This window comes from Psychrobacter immobilis, assembly GCF_904846235.1.
Taxonomy (GTDB): domain Bacteria; phylum Pseudomonadota; class Gammaproteobacteria; order Pseudomonadales; family Moraxellaceae; genus Psychrobacter; species Psychrobacter immobilis_C.
The window spans coordinates 84,795-105,293 of sequence record NZ_CAJGZN010000007.1 but is presented as its reverse complement, the minus strand read 5'-3'; the positions used below and the strand labels follow the sequence as shown (position 1 = coordinate 105,293).

Annotated in this window: 14 protein-coding genes; 9 read left to right on the top strand and 5 right to left on the bottom strand. The window is 45.0% G+C overall.

Annotated features, from left to right (window positions below; translation table 11 throughout):
• The first annotated feature begins 379 nt into the window (after positions 1-379).
• The 8 genes from JMX07_RS06580 to JMX07_RS06545 all read left to right on the top strand — a co-directional run bounded on the left by JMX07_RS06580 (position 380) and on the right by JMX07_RS06545 (position 9,325).
• Positions 380-1,612, top strand: coding sequence for an acetate/propionate family kinase (locus tag JMX07_RS06580; RefSeq protein ID WP_201606964.1), 1,233 nt, complete (start codon positions 380-382; stop codon positions 1,610-1,612).
• Positions 1,613-1,765: 153 nt separating this feature from the next.
• Complete coding sequence (pta, locus tag JMX07_RS06575) at positions 1,766-3,913, top strand: phosphate acetyltransferase (protein ID WP_201606962.1); 2,148 nt, start codon at positions 1,766-1,768, stop codon at positions 3,911-3,913.
• A 220-nt stretch (positions 3,914-4,133) separates the two neighbouring features.
• Entirely contained in the window at positions 4,134-5,066 is a 933-nt protein-coding gene (locus tag JMX07_RS06570) for a nicotinate-nicotinamide nucleotide adenylyltransferase (RefSeq protein ID WP_201606960.1), read from the top strand.
• Positions 5,067-5,197: 131 nt separating this feature from the next.
• The gene (gene rsfS, locus JMX07_RS06565; protein ID WP_057758112.1) at positions 5,198-5,611 is read left to right on the top strand and encodes a ribosome silencing factor; all 414 of its coding nucleotides are present in this window, start codon (positions 5,198-5,200) and stop codon (positions 5,609-5,611) included.
• 343 nt (positions 5,612-5,954) lie between these two features.
• On the top strand, positions 5,955-6,626 hold the full coding sequence (locus JMX07_RS06560) for an MOSC domain-containing protein (RefSeq protein ID WP_227684678.1): 672 nt from the start codon (positions 5,955-5,957) through the stop codon (positions 6,624-6,626).
• Between the two features lie 163 nt (positions 6,627-6,789).
• A complete protein-coding gene (locus JMX07_RS06555; RefSeq protein ID WP_201606958.1) occupies positions 6,790-8,142 on the top strand; it encodes an APC family permease in 1,353 nt (450 codons plus the stop codon).
• 86 nt (positions 8,143-8,228) lie between these two features.
• Positions 8,229-9,104, top strand: coding sequence for an N-acetylmuramoyl-L-alanine amidase (locus tag JMX07_RS06550; protein WP_201606957.1), 876 nt, complete (start codon positions 8,229-8,231; stop codon positions 9,102-9,104).
• A 29-nt stretch (positions 9,105-9,133) separates the two neighbouring features.
• A complete protein-coding gene (locus JMX07_RS06545) occupies positions 9,134-9,325 on the top strand; it encodes a hypothetical protein (protein ID WP_201606956.1) in 192 nt (63 codons plus the stop codon).
• Between the two features lie 740 nt (positions 9,326-10,065).
• Here JMX07_RS06545 and JMX07_RS06540 read toward each other — a convergent pair.
• Together JMX07_RS06540 and purL are read right to left on the bottom strand one after the other, a co-directional pair.
• Positions 10,066-10,464: an ACT domain-containing protein gene (locus JMX07_RS06540; protein WP_201606955.1), complete on the bottom strand. Its 399-nt coding sequence runs from the start codon at positions 10,462-10,464 to the stop codon at positions 10,066-10,068.
• A 205-nt stretch (positions 10,465-10,669) separates the two neighbouring features.
• Positions 10,670-14,680, bottom strand: a complete 4,011-nt coding sequence (gene purL, locus JMX07_RS06535) for a phosphoribosylformylglycinamidine synthase (protein ID WP_201606954.1) — start codon at positions 14,678-14,680, stop codon at positions 10,670-10,672.
• A gap of 482 nt (positions 14,681-15,162) precedes the next feature.
• Here purL and JMX07_RS06530 point away from each other — a divergent pair, with 482 nt between their 5' ends.
• Positions 15,163-15,657 (top strand): pyridoxamine 5'-phosphate oxidase family protein, encoded by a 495-nt coding sequence (locus tag JMX07_RS06530; RefSeq protein WP_201606952.1) that lies wholly within the window; start codon positions 15,163-15,165, stop codon positions 15,655-15,657.
• A gap of 102 nt (positions 15,658-15,759) precedes the next feature.
• On the opposite strand, the gene pgsA is transcribed toward JMX07_RS06530, so the two are convergent.
• From pgsA to acs, 3 genes are all read right to left on the bottom strand, one after another.
• Positions 15,760-16,443 (bottom strand): CDP-diacylglycerol--glycerol-3-phosphate 3-phosphatidyltransferase, encoded by a 684-nt coding sequence (gene pgsA, locus JMX07_RS06525; RefSeq protein WP_057758088.1) that lies wholly within the window; start codon positions 16,441-16,443, stop codon positions 15,760-15,762.
• A gap of 578 nt (positions 16,444-17,021) precedes the next feature.
• On the bottom strand, positions 17,022-18,212 hold the full coding sequence (locus JMX07_RS06520; protein WP_201606949.1) for an NAD(P)/FAD-dependent oxidoreductase: 1,191 nt from the start codon (positions 18,210-18,212) through the stop codon (positions 17,022-17,024).
• Positions 18,213-18,493: 281 nt separating this feature from the next.
• Entirely contained in the window at positions 18,494-20,455 is a 1,962-nt protein-coding gene (acs, locus tag JMX07_RS06515; RefSeq protein WP_201606946.1) for an acetate--CoA ligase, read from the bottom strand.
• Positions 20,456-20,499: the final 44 nt, after the last annotated feature.

Genomic DNA, 20,499 nt, shown 5'->3' with positions numbered 1-20,499 from the left:
AACAAAGATGTGTTACATTATATTCCCAGTTTGCGGCGGCAATAGGATGCTAGCCTGAGATGCAGACGCATTACCTCATAAGCATGGATGCATAGCACTGTCAGAAACAGTAGCCCAAGTATAAACAAAATCGCCAATATGCTTGCTTGATATGATCAGCATAGATATGGCTGATTTTTATTTACTCGGCGGTTATCAACGTCATCAACTCCATATAATAATGACATCATGTCTCAGTGACCCTTACTACAGCACTTGAGATATCAGCGATGTAGCATTTGATGATAATAAAACAGGACGTGGCAATAGACGTCTTTTTTGTATCGAACGAACGATATAATTGATTTGCCCTTTATAAAAACCAATCTAAGGATAGAGTATGAGCGCCAACCTAAGTACCACTTTTGATGATAAGAACAGCGAAACATCAACCCTAACTAGCCCCACTTTAGTCCTCAACTGCGGTTCGTCTTCTATCAAATACGCGTTGATTAGCGATGACAATTCTACTCGTATCACCGGTCTTGCCGAAAACTTAGGTCTCGATACAGCCCGTATCAAACACACCACGCTAAATGGCGATAAGTTAGAGATTTCTATCCCTGGTGGTAGTCACAAACTTGCCCTGCAAAAAATCCTAGAGCTATTAGAGCAATATCATTTCATCGCAGTCGGGCACCGCGTGGTGCATGGCGGCCGTGAATACTCTCAAGCCGTTCGCGTTGATCAGCATGCGTTAGAGGAAGTGAAACGTCTAAAGATATTGGCTCCACTACATAACCCTGCAAATGCTTTGGGTATTGAAGCGGTTCAAGCTATTTACCCTGACATTCCACAAGTTGTGGTATTTGATACCGCCTTTCACCAAACCATGCCACCCGTTGCCTTTCGCTATGCGTTGCCAAAATATCTATACGAAGAGCACAAAATCCGTCGTTATGGCTTCCATGGTACGTCTCATGCTTATGTCTCAGAACGTGCTAGCAAAATCACTGAAGCGAAAGGTCCTCATGGCTGGATAACCGCGCATCTAGGTAATGGTTGCTCAGCAACCGCCGTATACGATGGCAAGAGTCTCGATACCAGCATGGGTCTGACCCCGCTTGAGGGACTGATGATGGGCACACGTAGCGGCGATGTCGACCCAAGCTTACATATGCATCTGAAACGTCAGCTCGGTATTAGTCTAGAAGAAACGGATAAGATGCTAAATAGTGAAAGCGGTCTGCTTGGTATTTCTGGTCTATCGAATGATTTGCGTACTATTGAGCAAGCTGCGAGCGAAGGCCATAAAGATGCACAGCTCGCTATCGAGATGTTCTGCTACCGTGCTGGTAAATACCTCGCCAGCTTAAGCTGTGCACTGCCTGAGTTTACCGGTATTGTATTCACTGGTGGTATCGGCGAAAACTCTGTCACCACTCGCGCAAGTATTTTAGCCGTCATGCGTCATTTCGGTATCAAGATGGACGCTGAAAAGAACGCTGGATTGTACGGTGGTCAAGAAGGCAGCTTCCAAGCAGAAGGTAGCAGTGTCGAGCTGTGGGTTATACCAACAGATGAAGAATACCGCATCGCTCAAGAGACTCGTCAAGCATTGAACTTAGTATAAGACGATTGAGTATAAAGCCTAGTGCTTATCATTCTAGACGCTTATAAAAAGCTGAGAATAAATAAGATAAAGCGCTTGGTGTTTTTATACTGCATTTCTTATGCTACTCAAAATGACTCGACGTCTAAAATAAAATAAATTGTAGGACACATTATGCAAACCATTTTACTTGTTCCCATTAGTCGCGGTATCGGTGTGACATCAGCCGCACTAGGGCTAATCCGTGCTTTTGATTATAACGGTATCAAAGCGGGCTTTATGAAGCCGTTTTTGCAAGATGATACGCTAGACAAACAGCACAGCTTAGACAGCTCAAGCGCATTGACCATGCACGCATTTGGACTAAATCCGCCTGACTCTATCAGCCGTCAACACGTTGAGCGTATGCTAGGCGATGACAATCTTGATGACTTGATGGAAGAAGTGATTGCCAATTTTCATACGATCGATGATGGTCATGACGTGATTATCTGTGAAGGTCTGGTGCCAACCACTGAGACCTCTTATGCTTCACAAATCAACCGTGCACTTGCCCACGCGCTCGATGCCAAGATTATATTTGTCAGTACTGCTGACATCAGTAAACCTGCCTATTTAGCAGACAAACTGGATGTCCATGCCCGTGAGTTTGGCGGGGTCATCGATTCACGGACGCTCGGTGTGATATTGATGCGGGTACAAGACGTGCCGAACACCTTTGACAATCAACCTGTCGCGCCGGGTGAGGCCGTTGTCAGCTTAGATCCGAACTTCCTACAGGAGGTTCAGCGTCTATCGCCTTCGTTTAATACCGAAGTGTTCCGCCTTATCGGGGTAGTGCCTTTTAGTGATTCCCTATCTGTGCCACGCACGTGGGATATCGCGACGGAGCTTGATGCGACTTGGCTAAATGTTGGCGAAGCAAAGACACGTCGTATCAATCGTATCAGCCTAACCGCTCGTTCAGTGGCGCGCGTCAACGAAGTCTTTAAGCGTGGTACGTTAATGGTCGTGCCTGGCGATCGTGATGACTTACTGTTGGCTGCTGGATTGGCCTGTATCAATGGAATTCCATTGGCAGGTCTGGTGTTGACAGGTGGTATCACTCCAAGCGATACAGTTGCTGAGCTTTGGCAATCAGCGCTCAAAACTGGCATCCCTGTCATGAGTGTCGAAAGCGACAGCTACGAGACAGTACAGAGCCTGATGCATATGAGTTCTGAGATTCCAAGTGATGATACAGAACGTGCTGATGAAGTGGCTCGTTATGTGGCTGCGCATTTGGATCTAAGCTGGATTAAAGAATACTTCAGCCGCAATCATGAACCGCGTCTGTCACCATCAGCATTTCGTCATCAATTGGTCAAAAAATCACAGCACGCTAAGAAACGCATTGTGCTGCCAGAAGGCGCTGAACCACGTACGGTTGAAGCTGCCTGTATCTGTCAGAGTCGCGGTATCGCCAACTGCGTGTTACTTGCTAAACGTAGTGACGTTGAGCAAGTGGCCAAAAATCGTGATCTAACGCTGCCTGAAGGGCTAGAGATCATCGATCCTGACAACCTAGATATGAGCAAATATATCGCCGCTGTCGTAGAACGTCGCAAAGGTAAAACCACTGCGGAAGTCGCTGCTGAATACCTAAAAGACACAGTCTATTTAGGTACTATCATGCTCCAACTAGACGAAGTCGACGGTCTGGTCTCAGGTGCGATTCATACCACTGCCAATACAGTACGACCAGCATTCCAGTTGATTAAGACCGCGCCGCAGTACTCACTCGTGTCGTCAGTATTCTTCATGCTGTTGCCTGAGCAAGTGGTCGTCTATGGTGACTGTGCGATCAACCCAGATCCTAACGCTGAAGAGCTGGCAGAGATTGCCATTCAATCAGCACAGTCTGCTGCTGCCTTTGGTATCGAACCAAAAGTTGCAATGATCAGCTACTCTACTGGCTCATCAGGCGCAGGCGCGGATGTCGAAAAAGTTGCCCGTGCGACCCAAATCGTTCGCGAGCGTGCACCAGACCTCAAAGTCGACGGCCCGCTACAGTATGATGCGGCGTCTGTCATGAGCGTCGGTAAGCAAAAAGCGCCTGACTCACCTGTCGCTGGACAAGCCAACGTCTTTATCTTCCCTGACCTCAACACTGGTAACACCACTTATAAAGCAGTACAGCGTAGCGCCAACGTCGTCAGTGTCGGCCCTATGCTACAGGGTCTGAATAAACCCGTGAATGATTTGTCACGTGGTGCCTTGGTTGATGATATCGTCTATACCATCGCGTTAACTGCCATTCAAGCTTATAGCGATTTGATTTAATCGCTGTAAGGCTCGCTAATTAAAGTCCTATACAAAGCCGACTATCATTATGATGGTCGGTTTTTTATTGGTGCTCTGGTGACAGACAATGGTGACAGATGCTCGTCTGCCCTCTACAATAGCGCTATCATCAAATTATTTAATCTAAAAAGGTCAGCCAGTAAAAGAGCAAGGGGCATCAAGGACCACGTGCGCCTTATCTACTTTTATACATTTATTTATGCCAAATACGAGCAACAGCCCTCAAGAAAAAACACCTGAACCTGCCATTCGTGCCTATCTTGGTGGCTCGTTCGATCCAGTACATAATGGTCATTTAGAAGTAGCGATGTCTGTCTATCAGCACCTACTACCAATTGCAACGCAGCTACAGCGCACGCTGCATGTGTCTTTATTACCCAATGCGCGCTCGCCATTTAAGACGCAAAGTACAGACCCTAGCCATCGCTTAAACATGCTAAAACTAGCGACAGAGAATACGCCGATACAGATAAATGAGCTGGAACTGTGGCAAGCGCCGCCCGTCTATACGATCAACAGCGTACGCACATTGAGACAGCAATACCCTAATGACAGCTTGATATTTATCATGGGTATGGACAGCGCCCATAGTTTGGATAAATGGAAAGATGGCTTGCGTCTCACTGACCATGTCAATCTATGGGTGTTTAATCGTCAGAGCAGTACCGATGTGAGTGATGGTGTTAGCGAAAAATTTTCTGACAGTATTATCTCTTCTAAAAATAATACAGCGACCGTACAAGATATTGCTTTCTTAAAAACGCAATTACCATCGTCATTGCAGCCCCATATAATAGACTCACCTATCGAGCTGCTAACACCAACTATTCAACACTCGACAAATAGCTTAAATTCAAATAACACTGACTTGAAAAACGCCATTCAAGGACGCATTTATATAGATTCGCGACCTATTACTGCGGTATCAAGCACACAAATACGCGAGCAGCTACTGAAACTAGACGATCAAACAAATAAAATGCCAGTCGCTCAACGGCAAATCGCATCTATAGCATCAATAAATGATATCATTAGCAATACTGAATCTAATCCATTAGCTAAATGGCTAAATCCTGCTGTTTATCAATATATTATCGCCCATCAGCTATATTCTGCTGTTCAATTCCGTTAAAATCGCCTTATCTATGTCATTTTGCCTATCCTGTCTCTATGCGTGACTGACGACATATGATCAGTCGGATAAGACAAATTGACGTTTTACCCCTTTATTTTACATATTTACGATTCAAGAGATTAAAATTTATGACCAACACCATGACTGCAGAACGCCTAACAGAATGCTTGACCCTAGTACAAAGCGCTCTAGATGATATGAAAGCAAAGAACATCACTGTAATGAATGTAGAAGAGTTGACTGACGTAACAGAGCGCATCATCATCGCTGATGGTACTTCAAAGCGTCATGTACGTGCGATGGCTGATAGCGTCGGCGCTGAAGCTAAGCAAGCTGGTTTTATGCCACTTGGCCGTGAAGGTGGCATCGACTCTGACTGGACGTTGATTGATTTGGGCGCAGTTGTCGTCCACATGATGACGCCGCAAGCACGTGAGTTTTATGACTTAGAAGGCCTATGGTCATCACCTGAGCAGTTGGCTGAGCTAGTTGCTACCCCTCGCGAAAAGAAAACTGCGGGTCGTCGTAACAAAAACAAATAAGCTTGTCAGTGACGATATTCGTTCAAGATTAAGAAACGCTCCATCAAAAAGACCAGAATACTTATTCTGGTCTTTTTTTATGTAAATTTTATGGTGATGAACCAGTATAATCAGATACATCATTGAGTGCAGATAAGCTCATTTCATATTATTTATTAGCCACTAAAGTTAAACCGCCTTAGCCTATCCATTCTACCTATTAGGAAACCATATGAGCGCAGAATCGAACACGTCATCACCTGAGCAAACCTTAACAAAATCGTCTGAGCAAACCCTAACAGACTTTAACCAAGACTTGCCCCTACATATCGCTACCCTCACTTGTGTCCGCGCTGGCAAGTCTATGCCATTCGCCCGTGAAGAAATGAGCGCCATTGATAAAGCACCTATCAAATCTCCTGTCGCCGTCAATTTTATGGGCTTAACCACTGATGAACAGGCTGACCGTAAGCATCATGGTGGCCCACTCAAAGCCGTGCATCAGCTAGCGCCTGCAACTTATGAGAAAGTCAATGCAGAGTTTGGCCTGAAAGTGCGCGTCGGTACATTGGGTGAAAACCTTACGACTGAAGCCGTCAATGGTTTGCCTGAAATGACCGAATCTATGGTTTGTATTGGCGATGTTTTTCAATACGGTGGGCATTTTGAAAACGGTCAAGACACTAGTAATGATGGTGATAGCATTCAATTACGTATCGTCCAACCACGCCGCCCCTGCTACAAAATTAACGACCAAATTGGCCAATTTACCAAAGTACCTAATATCGCGGCATGGGTCAGCAAGCAAGGTATCTCTGGCTGGTATTTCCAAGTCGTCCGTGATGGCATTATAGAAGCTGATTTACCCGTATATTTGATTGAGCGCCCTTATCCGTTTGCGACGCTTGAAAATTTATGGCAACTGGCCAATTCTAAAGAGAAATACGATGCTGATGTGATTGAGCCATGGCTAGCGATTGAGTGTTTGGAAGAGAGTTGGAAGAAAGTGTTGGCTAAAAAAATCCAACAGGATTGAAAAGGTAACACTCAACAAAAACCTTTAATATGACTTTGCTACTTATAAAAGATAGCCAATACCCTGCGTAATGGCGTCACAAGGTTTTTCATGTTCTATGTCAGCTCCATAACAAACACTCTCCCCTTCTCTTTCTCCATCTTTGATCGTGAAGGAGCACTCCATGAGTGAAAAGACAGAAAGTATCAGCTACTTACAAGCGATAGCAATTAGCGTCGGTGCGATTATCGGCTGGGGTGCGTATGTCATGCCAGGCGATTTGTTTTTGCCACAGTCACAGCTATTAGGCTCTTCTGTTGCTATTATTATCGGTACTTTAGCCATCTATATGGTTGCGCGTGCCTATATTAATTTGCTGACTCAAACGCCAGAAAACGAGTCAGGCGGTATCTATTGGATTGAAAAATACATCAATCGCAAGCATGCCTATATCTATGGTTGGGGCGTCACGATAGGCTATATCTCTATTATCGCGCTCAATATATCAGCCGTCGCTTTGCTACTGCGCTATCTGTTACCTAGCGGCTTACAATTAGGCTATCTGTATACGATTGCTGGTTGGGAAGTCTACGCCAGTGAAGTGTTTCTATGCAGCGCGGCTATTATTTTATTCAGTTATATCAATCTAAAAGGCGTACGAGTCGGCGCAAAAATCCAACTCTATATCGCCCTCTTTATGATTCTATCAGTCACCGCGCTGTTTTTTGCCTCGCTTTGGATGACACCAACGAGCCAAGCATTTTTGCCAACTGACATGTCTAGCAGCTCTATCACCAGTCTGGCATGGTTACCTATCTTAGCCGTTATGCCGTGGGCGTATGTTGGTTTTGAGACCACACCGCAGATTTCGAAGGCGATTAGCGACTCAAAAACCAAGACCAAAAGCATTATCCTAATTTCACTCATCGCTGGTGTGTTGTTTTACTTTTTAATCAACTACTTTACCGCGCTAAACATGAGCTTTGACTATCAAGCGATCAAAGACAGCCACTGGGCGACAGGTGAAGGCATAGACAATCGGATTGGTAGCATCGGTATCTGGCTGTTATCGATCGCTATGATTGGCTCGATAATGAGCGGTATCAACGGCTTTATATTGTCATCGGTTAAGCTCTTAGAATCTATGGGCGACACGTCGTTATTGCCTAGCGTATTTACAGATAAACACAACCAATTTAGTAAGCAAAAGACCGTTATATTAATATGTTTGGTGTGCCTACTCTCTCCTTGGCTGGGTAGAAATTATCTACTCGACATTGTAACAATGGCATCTTTGGGCATAACCGTTGGCTTCGCTTATGTCACGACCGCCAATCTCATCAATGAGCGAAAAAAGAAACAGGCAGGTTTGCTAAATTATCTCTCTGTATTAATCAGTGTGGTCTTTATATCGCTATTGCTACTACCATTTTCACCAGCGGCGCTGTCATTCAATGCTTATGTCTTGCTAGGATTCTTTATTCTGCTCGGGGCAATTGGCTATAAAAAAATCGCAGTCAATCCTAACGTTAATTAACCATAAATAGCATTTGCTAGTTGGGCACAATAAACATCAAACGCAAACGAAGCTATAACCGCAACTCTTCCTATATAGAGCATTTCATGGTAAAAAACATTTTCTTAGCATTTAGCCTAACACTGCCCATGATTGGCTGCGTGACCACGACCTCCCCAGTCGCGACCACCAAGAGCTACATCGTAGATAATAAAACCTATCAAGCCACTGGCAAAAGCGAACGCATTAAAACCATCGTCTTGCACTATACGGTCTCAGATAATGAGCGCTCGATAAAGACATTGACCACGGGCAATGTGAGCGCGCACTATCTAGTATTAGACAACGACGACAATAAAATCTATAACCTAGTACCAGAGAGCGAGCGCGCATGGCATGCAGGTGATGGCGGCTTTGCAGGACGGACGATATTAAATGATACCTCTATCGGCATTGAAATCGTCAACAGCGGCATCAAGCCTGAATATCGAGACGCGCTGAAAAATGGCACGCTTGACTATCATCCTTATGAGCATTATGTGGCATTTAATGAATTGCAGATTAAAAAAGTCGCACAACTGGTGCAGGATATCGCCGCGCGCTATGACATCTCACCAAAGAATATCATCGGTCACTCGGATATGGCACCCTCGCGCAAGATAGACCCTGGTGCCAAATTCCCGTGGGAGCGACTGTATTTCGATTACGGTATCGGCGCTTGGTATGATGAATTTGATAAGCAATTCTTTATGAATCAAGATGGATTTGCGTCGGCCACGATACCTGAGATCAAGCAAGCGTTTCGCAAATATGGCTATCAAATCAACGATACCGATACGTGGGACAAGGCCAGTCGCGATGTCGTCTATGCGTTTCAGCTGCACTTTAGAGCGCAGCAGCCAACGGGTAATATGGATAGTGAGACCTATGCGATATTGCAGGCGCTAAATAAGAAATATGCTGGTCGGGATGATTTTTATTAAAGAATACAGACTATCAGGAAACATAATATATGAATAACTCTCAAAAAGATGAGCAAGACGACCTACAAAAGTATCTAGAAGAAAAAGCCAGACAGGAGCAGAAAAAGAAAGAGGAGCAAGAACCTGAGCCGCTTTCTGCCTATGATGCTTGTGTGCTAAAGGAAAGTGCCAAGATTCACGAGTTGATCGCTGAGGCTCAGAAGCGTCCCAAAGATGAATAACTGGATAGACAGTACTTATCAATACTTACCAATCAAGAATATAAAGATGCGCAAGTTAATGTCTTATGTTTTGAGACATAGCTAAGCCGCTATGAGACCAACACTACAACTAAACAGCACTATATCACTTTATAAAAGAAGGACTATCTACCGACTATTTAGGCTATTTATTGCAATAGGCTAATGATAAAATCACCGCTCACAAGGTTATAGATAGTATCACTGCTCGCACCATCTCGTTGGCTTCCTGCATCTTTGGTTTTATCGTTGATTTTAATGATGGCTAAGATGCTGCACGGCTTTGATAGCTTAGTTCTATTACCAGTCCCAATATCTCTATTATCAAACGAACACCACTATCTAGTTTTTAGAATGCGCCTAGCGCATCAATGACACTAAAATTAAAGTTCAGATTAATTTATCATAAAATGGTTAACCAGAAGCGTATTTTAGTCCTGACTACAGCGGATATACTTGGTTGTTCACTGGGTTGCACAGACTTTGTTAGAGGTGGTCGCTCAAATTCTGGAACGCCTATAGCCTTAGCCACCGTCACAGTGGACGACCAAGATAGTAGCGAAAAGCAGGGTTAGCTCTCACACCTTCAAAAACATTGAGCTCCAAACATAAAAAAGGTGAGCTTTGCGCTCGCCTTTTTATTTTAAAGAACAGCGATATAGAACAGTATTCCAAACTAACTTAGTTAATCATAACGAAGCAATTTGAGACGCTAAAACACCTTATATATTACTCAGCTCTTTTAACGCAGATAGCGCCTGCTCCGCCTTATCATCCGACACAAATACATGGTCATGATAATAGGCAGCGATCACATTGGCACTGATACCCTTTGAGGTCAGCTTGGTTGCTATTGCTGCGGTTAGACCTACCGCTTCTAAACTTGAATGCACCGTCAGAGTGATTTGTCGAAACACGCCCTCATACTGTAAACCTGCCTCATCAGCCTTGTCTTTTGTCAAAACCAGAGTCAGCCCTTCTGTCTCCATAAACGTCGCGATTGGCGCTAGGTTTACGTATTCTGCTAGTTGCCCTTTTACGGTACAAAACACAAATAATTCATCAACCAATGTTGGCTGCATCGAACTCAATAGCTCATTGATATCTGTAATTCCTGACATTTTATTCTTCCTTATTTTGCCTGATTTTGCCTGATTTTAATCTTTGTTCACCACAATTTTAGCATGGGTGTCATTACCTATACTTGTGAAAACACGGTATAAACGCTAACCCTTATCTCCAAACACTCAACTATTAAACACAAAAAAGGTGAGCATTACGCCCACCTTTTTTTATGCTTACAACAATATTCTAAACCAACTTAGCCTATCTAAACCAAGCACGGGCGTTACGGAACATACGCATCCACGCACCGTCTTCGTCCCACTCTTTTGGTTTCCAGCTGTGGTTATAGGCTTTTAGGTTACGCTCAGGATGCGGCATCATGATAGTAACGCGACCATCAGTGCTACACAGACCCGTGACACCGCCGAGCGAACCGTTTGGATTGAGCGGATACGTCTCAGTTGGATGGCCTTGGCTGTCGACATAACGCATCGCAAGCTGACCGTGTTTTGCCATACCGTCGATTTCGTTGTTGTCTAGTGTGGCATAGCCTTCACCATGCGCCACAGCGATTGGCAAGATACTGTCTTGCATGCCTTTGAACAGGATCGACTTGGTACGCTCAACTTTTACGTTGACCGTACGCGCTTCAAAACGAGCTGATTTGTTAGCGATGAAGCGTGGGAAGTTTTCTGCACCTGGGATGAGGTCTTTTAACTGAGCCATCATCTGACAGCCGTTACAGACACCTAGTGAGAAGGTATCAGGACGGGCAAAGAAGCGGACAAACTGCATGCGTAGCTCGTCATGGAACAAGATAGAGTTCGCCCAGCCTGAGCCTGCGCCGAGTACATCACCATAACTAAAGCCACCACAAGCGACCAGACCGTCGAAGTCACGTAGATTAATACGGCCACTGAGTAGATCGCTCATATGTACATCGACTGCTTCAAAACCAGCTTGGGTAAAGCCTGCTGCCATCTCTGTCTGACCATTGACGCCTTGCTCACGCAAGATAGCGACTCTTGGCTTATTCTCGCGGCTTGCCAAGTATGGCTCTTCAACCTTTTGATTCAGATCAAAGTTTGGCGCAGCGATGAGACCTTTATGGCTCGCGTCGCTAATCAAGTCATACTCTTGCTGTACGCACGCTGGATTATCGCGGCGACGCGCGATTTGATAGCTGACCTGCGTCCACGCTTGCTGTAATTCAGTACGGCTAAAGCGTAGAGTGTCATCACCCATTAGTGTTGGCGTTTGGATAAGTAGGCTATCTTCTTCAGAGCTTTGACCAACAAGGCTTAGCATATCGCTCACGTTATGCTGATCTGCTAGCTCCATCAAGGTAGCGACGTTTTCTGGCAATACTTGGATAACTGCACCCAGCTCCTCACTGAACAGCTGACCGAGTAAGTTGTCGTCACTTAATGACAGCTTGATACCCTGACGGCTAGTGAACTGCATCTCTGCGATGGTCGCTAGTAAACCACCATCACCGATATCGTGATAAGCGCTGATAACGCCTTGCTCATTACCTGCTTGGATAAAGTTAAAGAAGTCGATCAAGTCGCTTGGCTGTGCTAGATCTGGGCAGTCGTTGCCTAACTGGCTAAGCGTTTGCGCAAGGATTGAACCACCTAGACGCAATTTACCTTTCGACAAGTCAATACGATAGAACGCGCTGTCGCCATTGATTAGTTCAGGGGTTAGCGTTTTTGCGACATCAACGACAGGGGCAAACGCAGTCACGACCAAACTCATTGGCGACACAACTGATTTGTCTTGGTTTTCACCATTATCATCATCTGTCCAGTTAGCACGCATCGATAGCGAGTCTTTACCGACTGGGATAGCGATACCCAGTGCTGGGCATAGCTCTTCGCCAACGGCATGTACGGCATCGAACAAGGCAGCATCTTCTACGTCATCACCACACGCGGCCATCCAGTTCGCGGACATGGTGATATCAGACAATTGAGCGATACGCGCACCAGCGATGTTAGTAATCGCTTCACCGACTGCTAGACGCGCCGAGGCTTTTGGACTGATAAGCGCAACAGGCGTACGCTCGCCAACACTCATTGCTTCGCCAGTCATTGGCTGACCATCTAATGCCACCAAGCCAGAAGCCGTCACTGCGCAATCTGATACAGGCACTTGATAGCGACCGACATACTGATCACGCACGACCATACCCGTGATAGAACGGTCACCAATGCTAATCAAGAATGATTTGCTCGCCACAGTTGGGTGACGCAATACATCAGTGATTGATTCAGCTAGATTAACTTCGCCAAGCTCTAATGCTGGCAATGTGCTCTCGGTACGCTCAAAGCTGCGTTGCATCTTTGGTGTACCGCCGAGCAGTACTTGCATCGGCATATCGACTGGTTGCTCGTTCAATAACTCATCATCAACGATTAGCTGACGAATATCCGTCGCCTCGCCCAAGATGGCATATGGGCAGCGCTCACGGGCACAGATGGCATCGAACTGATCTTTGCTCTCTGGGCGAATCGCTAGCACATAACGCTCTTGCGCTTCGTTTGACCAGATAGCCATTGGCGACATGCCAGCTTCTAACGATGGAATCTTACGCAAGTTCAGATGCGCGCCCATTTCATGGTCATTAACCAGTTCTGGCATCGCATTAGATAGACCACCTGCCCCTACATCATGTAGTGAGACAATTGGGTTGCCGTCTTTACTGTTATTGCTTACATCGACATCATCGCCCGCTAGTGCCCAACAGCGATCGAGGACTTCTTGGCAACGACGCTCCATCTCAGCGTTATCGCGCTGAACTGAGGCAAAGTCTAAGCCTTCATCAAGGTCACCACTATCGACCGACGATGCGGCACCGCCGCCCAGACCGATTTGCATCGCAGGGCCACCAAGGACGATGAGCAAATCGCCTTTTTTGATTGCATTTTTTTCAATCAGGTTGCGTTTGATATTGCCGTAACCACCTGCCAGCATAATTGGCTTATGATAGCCGCGCATCTCGCTACCGTCTTTTGCGGCAGAGGTATCTAGCTGAAAACTACGGAAGTAACCGCATAGATTTGGACGACCAAACTCGTTTGAGAAATTAGCTGAACCTAGTGGCGCTTCGGTCATGATCTCAAGGCTGGTTGCCATACGATCTGGCGTGCCATAATCCTGCGTGCTCAATTGACCTGACTGCTCCCACTTTTCGCTAAGCTCTGGGATATGCAGATGTGACACGTGGAATCCTGTTAGACCTGCTTTTGGCTTACCGCCGCGACCAGTCGCGCCTTCGTCACGAATCTCACCGCCAGCACCTGTTGCCGCACCAGAATAAGGGGCAATCGCTGTTGGGTGATTGTGCGTCTCAACCTTCATTAAGATATCGATGTGTTCTTGATGAAAGTCGTAAAGGTGGATTGAGTTGGCATCCATCGCGTCGGTTGGAATAGGATAAAAACGCATGCCATCAGACCCTGCCATCACCGCAGCATTGTCTTTATACGCTGACAAGATACCTTGTGGATTCGACTGGTACGTGTTTTTAATCATTTGGAACAATGACTTTGGCGCCACAATGCCATCGACTGTCCACTGGGCATTGAAAATCTTGTGACGGCAATGCTCTGAGTTGGCCTGTGCAAACATCATCAGCTCAACGTCAGTTGGGTTGCGTTTCAATTCATTAACATAGGCATTCATCAGATAGTCGATATCTTCACTTGATAACGCAAAGCCGAACTCGGTATTGGCCGACTCTAGTGCTGACTGACCTTGTCCGATCACATCAACATGGTTCAATGAGGCTGGCGCTTGATCGTCAAATAATTTGCTGACATCGCTCAAGTCATAGACCAAGCTCTGAGTCATACGGTCAAACAATAACTGCTCGGCGTCTACTGGTAGTTTTTCGCCTGCGTCACCGTCTATTTTTTCATCGAGGGTTAACGTATAAACGACGACACGCTCAACACGATTGATCTCGATTTCACAGTTATTAAAAATATCTGTCGCTTTACTTGCCCATGGCGATATCGTACCAAAACGTGGCCCAACGATGACTTGTAGTTGGTTGTCTTGCGGCGCATCTAGCGTTGCTGATTGGTCAACAGCCAGTAAATCTAGCGCTTTTTTATGTTCATCACCAGATAGCTCTCGTGATAGCACATACACTTGCTGTGTACTTATTTGACTGACATTTAGCTCGGTTTTTTGCTGAAACTGACTGATGAGTTGCTGCGTCTGAAAATCGGTAAGAAACGGTTGTCCGGCGATGGTCATCATAAAGGCATAATCCGTAAGATCAAGGCATCTCTGCCATGCTAAGTAAATGGTCTGGGTATTATAACAAGAAGACCTGTAATAAGCAGGTCTAAACCGATATAAATTGCCGATAAGTTGCGTTCTATCACTACTTATCATTTACTAATCGATAATTCAAAAAAGCCGAATCTCCAACCATTTTTGACTAACCTATTGAAAAATAGAACGCTCAAATCTACGCTGTCACAATTTTTACCTAACCTTCATATTCCTTACAAACACTCACATCGCATTACTGGGAACCTATATAAATGTATGGTGACAACTCGGTATTCTAGTCTCAGTTGTTAAGGCGACGATGACGTTTAACTTTTATATATATTTAAGGGTTAAACATATCTAGCCTAAAGAAAAATTACTATAAATAACCAACTGTTCAATTCGGCTAACTAAAACAACGCTATATAAGCTCAATTAAAACACTATAAAAAAGGAAATTTATTATGAGTAGACAAGACCATATCGATAAAGTACAAGCACTGGTAAAAGAAGTGAAATTTGCTATGATGACCACTCGTACTCACGAAGGCCATTTACATGCCTGCCCGATGACCACTAGCGAGACAAGCATTGGCGCAAAAGAAATTTGGTTCATTGGCGATAAGACTACCGAAACCATCAAAGATATCGAAAAAGACCCACAAGTAAACTTGGCCTATGTCAGTCAAGACTCAAAAGATTATGTCTCAATTAACGGTAAAGCAGAATTGGTAGAAGACCAAGAAAAGTTAGATGAACTATGGTCGCCAATTTACAATGCGTTTTATGAGCAAGGTAAAGAAGATCCAAACGTCCAGTTAATCAAAGTCGTCCCACATGGTGCCGAGTACTGGTTAAGCGGTAGCTCAGTAGTCAATATGTTTAAGATGACCACTGCTGCAGTAATGGATGGTAAAAAAGCGACTAACTTGGGTGAAAACAACTCAGTGACACTATAAGCTGCCTGATTTATAATCAGTAAAAACAAAAACGCCAGTGGCTAATGCGACTGGCGTTTTTTATTGTCTAAGTTTTACGCTGATTACTTTTGTCTTATGGAGTTAACCGCTTTGCTTTAAATAAGGCCAAGCAGCTTTTAGATAAATCATCATCGACCATAAGGTAAGTATCACAGCGGCAACCATTAATACATAACCGATGGTTTCAAGCGACTGCCAGTTAAGCAGTAGTACGGTAATCGCTACCATCTGAAACGTGGTTTTTAGTTTGCCAACATAAGATACGGCGACGCTAGTGCTCTTACCTAGCTCTGCCATCCATTCGCGTAATGCAGATACAGCGATTTCACGCGAGATAATGACGATAGCCGCTATCGCCATAATGATATTGGGATGCCACTGTACCAGAACGATGAGCGCTACAGCTACCATTAACTTATCAGCAACAGGGTCTAAAAATCGACCAAAGGCTGACATGACATTAAGTTTACGAGCAAAATAGCCATCAAGCCAATCGGTAATTGCGGCAATAATAAAGACGCCGGTCAATAATAAATGGCGCAATAAGCTATCACTAAACTCGCTCATCCCAACGCGTGCAATGACATTGTCTGAAATCGCAGGCATACCAATACCCATGGCTGGCGGCCAATAGGCAATCGCGACAAATAGCGGAATCATCAAGATACGCGCAATCGTAAGGTTGTTAGGCAAGTTAAAAATACTCTTGGTATTTTGCGAACTTGGCGGTTCTTCCTGCGTATGCAAATGCGTGCTGTCAGTCATGGCAAACCCAGTTTAATATGAACATAATAATGGCAGATAGCTTAGCATTTTTCGGACAAGGCGTCATGCCATCTCTGCAGCGATTGAGTTATCAAATATATCAAGAAAGGTATCAAGATCGACTAGATGACCTCCTATCGACATAACGTATTGAAATTATTGGAAGCCTTTATGAATGATTTCATCATAGAGCTGCGCTACTTACTCTAAATATCAGTGCTTCATACCAGTCTTTGCGTCTTTTGGATTTTTACAACGTAATATACTGTAACCAAAACCGCCAGACAGCACTCAATTGCGCTATCATAGCGACTGTACCAGAACACTTGTACACTTAAATCAGTAAATATTAATAGCTAAGTAAATATCTCCACCTATTGTATTGATAATTATTACCCTTATAAATAACAGTAGAGAGCACCAATAATTACAACAACTCTTGACCACGGCCTGTGTAGCTAATACATGACCCGTTTTCCTCAGCCCACAGTACCTCCTCTGTGGGCCTTTTTTTGCTTAAGTTTTGTTAAACCCAAATATCGTTAAACGATGCAAAATAATGAGCATGGATATTACGCTTACTGCGTTTGCATGATTGCCTTAATGGTTTGCTGCGCCATTCGATAGCAGCTTTCTATATTACCTTTCGCACACCAGTCACCACTGACGATCCATTGTTTGGTTGCATCGATTAAAATGCCCAACTCTTCAGTATCCTTATTTACGATAGTAGCTGCATAGCGCCAACGATGGCAGTCTGTTTGGCTAGGTGCGCTGTCTTCATTCCAGTTTAATGCTTGTTTTGCCGCTTGTAATAATTGTTCTTTTACCAACTCAATATCATCATCGACGTGGGCTTCTGACCAGTCATTACGTGCATGAATGGTGACACTTGGTAGTAGTTCACCATGAGTAGGTTTTTGATGCTCAATAAATATCCTATCAAGAATAACGCTATTTAAATAAGCAACATCCCATTGCGGTGCTAGCTGACCCTTTAATGTTTCAGGTAGTTTTTGCACATCATCCCAACCAAGCATTAGCGTATAGCAGGCTTGCATTTGCGGTTTAGTAATTTTGTCTTGTTGACTAAAGCCGCTATCTGCCATCAGCTCTACCGCCTGACCATTTGGCGCTGTGCAGATCACCCAATCAAACCAACCAAGACTGGCTCCAGTTTCGTCAAATAGCTCAGTTTGCTTGCTGTTTTGATTATGAGCTTGGGTCTGGTTCTGAGACCGCTGCTGATTTTGAGACTGCAAATACTGAGTAAGCGGTGCGACACGCGTCTTAAATACTATGGTCGTATGCTTGAGCGCGGCGGCCAATTCACGGCCCCAACTGGTCATTTTTGGTAGGCTGATATAGCGTGCATGCACCGCGTCCCATTTCTCTTTGCTTTGGATATTAGGTGACTGACCATTTTCATCTACTGGCGTTAATTCAACCACTTCGGCACACCACGGTTGTAGCAACTCTGTATCTAACCAAGGCGCGATAAATTGTTGAAAGTCAACAGTTTTCGCAGTAAAAAACTGCGCACCGAAAGACCATTGCCAGTTTTTACCAGTCTCACTATCGCTGCGATAGCGGGTCGCTAAACGGCCTACACTACGTGATTTTTCAAAGATAGTGATTTGAGATGACGAGCTTGATTGGTTTGACGCACGCTCTAATAGTGTTGCTGTGAGCAATCCCGTTAGGCCACCACCGATGATGGCGATTTTTGGGGCAGATAGAACAGTTGAGCACGAAGCATGATCAGTCATGATAACAGTAGACCTTATAAAGTATTTATGAGTCGCTACTATATTAATTATCTAGCCTAGTAAGTACCGAGTGGCTCGTCAATTAATCCTCAATTAAAATGGTAGCGATGTTGTCTTGTTAGCATTATTGAACCTTCAAAATGCGCCAATATCAATATCGTCTACGTAAAAAAGCCATGCTATTCTTGATAACATGGCTTTTATTTAACTTTGATATGCAAATATTGATGGCTAGTATTGAGTCACTATCCTTAATACTACAGGTTCGTTATCAGGCTAACCTACTCTCCACGGCCTGCTTTGACTTCTTCGACCAATTCATTAATTACCGAGCTATCGGCAAGCGTAGACAGGTCGCCCAGTCCCACATATTGCCCTGCTGCAAGGTTACGCAAGATACGGCGCATGATTTTTCCTGAGCGCGTTTTTGGTAGTGCATCAACCATATAGATGGCATCTAACGTCGCAATTGGTCCAATCTCGGCACGCACATGACGTTTTAGTTCTGCTTTTAGATCGTCAGTTTTTTCTTCACCTGACTTTAGAATGATAAATGCGCAGATACCTGTACCGCGTATCTCATGCGGCATACCGACAATCGCAGCTTCAGCAGTTGCAGGGTGCGCAACCACGGCGCTCTCGATCTCTGCTGTGCCCAAGCGATGCCCTGCCACGTTGAGTACATCGTCGACACGACCAGTAATCCAGTAATGCCCATCTTCATCACGTTGAGCGCCATCACCCGTGAAATAATGACCCGGATAATCGCTAAAGTAGGTCTTTAAGAAACGTGGATGGTCATTGTAGATAGTACGCATCTGCCCTGGCCAGCCGCTACTGATCACCAAATTGCCTTCTGCAGGGCCTTCTAAAATCGCACCATCACTATCGACGACTTCTGGTTTGACGCCATATAGTGGTGTCATTGCCGCGCCCGGTTTGAGATCGACCGTGCCTGGTATTGGTGCCATTAAGATGCCACCAGTCTCGGTCTGCCACCATGTATCGACGATAGGACATTTACCATCACCGACGACATTGTAGTACCAGTCCCACGCTTCTGGGTTGATCGGCTCACCGACCGAACCTAGCAGACGCAAACTAGAACGGTCCGACTCTCGAACAAAAGCATCGCCCTCTTTCATCATCGCGCGAATAGCTGTCGGTGCAGTGTATAGGATGGTCACGTCATGCTTATCAATGATATGACCGATACGTGCCCATGTTGGATGCTCTGGTACACCTTCAAACATTACCGTTGTCGTGCCATTGGCCAATGGTGCATAGGTTGAGTACGTGTGGCCAGTAATCCAGCCTACATCTGCCGTACACCAGTAGACGTCATCTTCTTTGATATCAAAAACATCACGGAACGTTGAGATAGCATAGGTGATATAGCCGCCTGTAGTATGCACTACACCTTTTGGCTTACCAGTCGAGCCAGAAGTGTATAATAAGAACAGCGGGTCTTCGGCGTTCATGACTTCAGGCTCGCAGATCTCTGATTGACCATCGACCAAGTTGTGATACCACACATCACGGCGGCCACTCATCGGTATAGAGTTACCCGTACGATGAACGACGATGACTTTTTCGACACTCTCAGTGCCATCCATGTCGAGTGCGTGATCGACATTGGCTTTAAGCGGTGTGTGCTTGCCGCCGCGTAAACCTTCATCAGCGGTAATAACAACTTTTGAGCGGCTATCTATCAAGCGATTGCCCAAACTCTCGGCAGAAAAACCACCAAATACCACTGAATGCACCGCACCGATACGCGCACATGCCAGCATCGCTACCATGGCTTCCGGTATCATCGGCATATACAAGGTGACGCGATCGCCTTTTACAACGCCAAGCTTGCGCAATGAATTACCCAAACGGCAGACAGCTTCATGCAATTCTTTAAAAGAGATGATTTTGTGCAACGAAGGGTGATCGCCTTCCCAGATGATAGCAGGCTTGTATGGGTTTTCTTCGAGGTGGCGGTCGAGACAGTTGACTGAAATATTCAGCTCACCATCCTCAAACCATTTAATGCTAAAATCGTCTAAGTCATAATTGACATTACTGACTTTGGTTGGTTTCTTTATCCAATCGATTAGCTCAGCGCGCTTCGCCCAAAAAGCATCACTTGCTTCGGCTGACTCGATAGATTGCTGGTAGTCTGTAAGGTACTTATCAGGTGTGGTATTGGCAGCAGCCATAAACTCGGCTGAGATAGGAAATGATTTCTGAGTCATAGTATTTGGTCCCTTTTAATTATTATGACCTACATGGGTCTTCG

Bases quoted from the DNA above. Each gene is read 5' to 3' on its own strand.
- pgsA (WP_057758088.1), bottom strand. From the start codon at position 16,443: ATGACTGACAGCACGCATTTGCATACGCAGGAAGAACCGCCAAGTTCG.
- JMX07_RS06580 (WP_201606964.1), top strand. From the start codon at position 380: ATGAGCGCCAACCTAAGTACCACTTTTGATGATAAGAACAGCGAAACA.
- JMX07_RS06570 (WP_201606960.1), top strand. From the start codon at position 4,134: ATGCCAAATACGAGCAACAGCCCTCAAGAAAAAACACCTGAACCTGCC.
- JMX07_RS06555 (WP_201606958.1), top strand. From the start codon at position 6,790: ATGAGTGAAAAGACAGAAAGTATCAGCTACTTACAAGCGATAGCAATT.
- acs (WP_201606946.1), bottom strand. From the start codon at position 20,455: ATGACTCAGAAATCATTTCCTATCTCAGCCGAGTTTATGGCTGCTGCC.
- rsfS (WP_057758112.1), top strand. From the start codon at position 5,198: ATGACCAACACCATGACTGCAGAACGCCTAACAGAATGCTTGACCCTA.
- JMX07_RS06540 (WP_201606955.1), bottom strand. From the start codon at position 10,464: ATGTCAGGAATTACAGATATCAATGAGCTATTGAGTTCGATGCAGCCA.
- JMX07_RS06545 (WP_201606956.1), top strand. From the start codon at position 9,134: ATGAATAACTCTCAAAAAGATGAGCAAGACGACCTACAAAAGTATCTA.
- JMX07_RS06560 (WP_227684678.1), top strand. From the start codon at position 5,955: ATGCCATTCGCCCGTGAAGAAATGAGCGCCATTGATAAAGCACCTATC.
- JMX07_RS06550 (WP_201606957.1), top strand. From the start codon at position 8,229: ATGGTAAAAAACATTTTCTTAGCATTTAGCCTAACACTGCCCATGATT.
- pta (WP_201606962.1), top strand. From the start codon at position 1,766: ATGCAAACCATTTTACTTGTTCCCATTAGTCGCGGTATCGGTGTGACA.
- purL (WP_201606954.1), bottom strand. From the start codon at position 14,680: ATGATGACCATCGCCGGACAACCGTTTCTTACCGATTTTCAGACGCAG.
- JMX07_RS06530 (WP_201606952.1), top strand. From the start codon at position 15,163: ATGAGTAGACAAGACCATATCGATAAAGTACAAGCACTGGTAAAAGAA.
- JMX07_RS06520 (WP_201606949.1), bottom strand. From the start codon at position 18,212: ATGACTGATCATGCTTCGTGCTCAACTGTTCTATCTGCCCCAAAAATC.